Raw genomic sequence first — 716 nt, forward strand, 5'->3', positions numbered from 1 at the left:
GCGCCTGCTGCGGGCCTGCTACATGGCGGCCATGTCCAGCCTTAGAAGTTCGACCGCGTCCAGGACCTACTACGACCGCAAACGCGCGGAAGGTAAAACCCACGTCCAGTCCGTGCTTTCCCTGGCCCGACGCCGTCTCAACGTCCTCTGGGCGATGCTCCGCGATGGAACCGTCTACAAGCCGCCAGGAGATCTTGTGCCATTGCCTGCCTGAGAACCACTGTCGAGGTCACGAGAGGAACGTTTGGAGCGTCGCCATTCGAAAAACCATCCGGTTGCCATGATCAAGAAGGCGAAGCCCAGTACCAGGATGAAGAGATCGGGCTCTCCCTCCTGGAATGATGTGACCCATAGATAGAGGTAACCAGCGGATACGAGTAGAAAGGATAAGGCCAACATTCCTGCTGTGCGTTGGTTCATCGGTTTCGGCGTTTTGCCGGGTTCCGACAGCCCCATGGCGTCGGTCATCCGCCTCAGTCGCCCTGGGGGCTTCCCCTTGCTCATATGGAAACCATAACCGGCCGAGCTCTGCTTGTCCGGTATGCCTTTGTTGGTCCTCGCTGTCGCTCGGGCAGTAGAAGCATCATCTCTATTTTTTGCTGCTGTCCGTTGGATTCTATGTGCCCGCTCCGGTGGTTCAACCGGCCTGCGGCCGGCTACGCGGGCCGCACTTACCTTAGCGCTCCTACGTCGCTTATTTCCTCACTAATTCCTGC

The 716-nt window shown here is 58.4% G+C and carries 1 pseudogene; it reads left to right on the plus strand.

The features are described from left to right. A pseudogene (locus tag ABD059_RS14125) lies at positions 1-214 on the plus strand (hypothetical protein); the annotation flags it as partial. Between the last annotated feature and the right edge of the window lie 502 nt (positions 215-716).

The sequence above is a fragment of the Arthrobacter flavus genome (assembly GCF_039526005.1).
Taxonomy (GTDB): domain Bacteria; phylum Actinomycetota; class Actinomycetes; order Actinomycetales; family Micrococcaceae; genus Arthrobacter_D; species Arthrobacter_D flavus.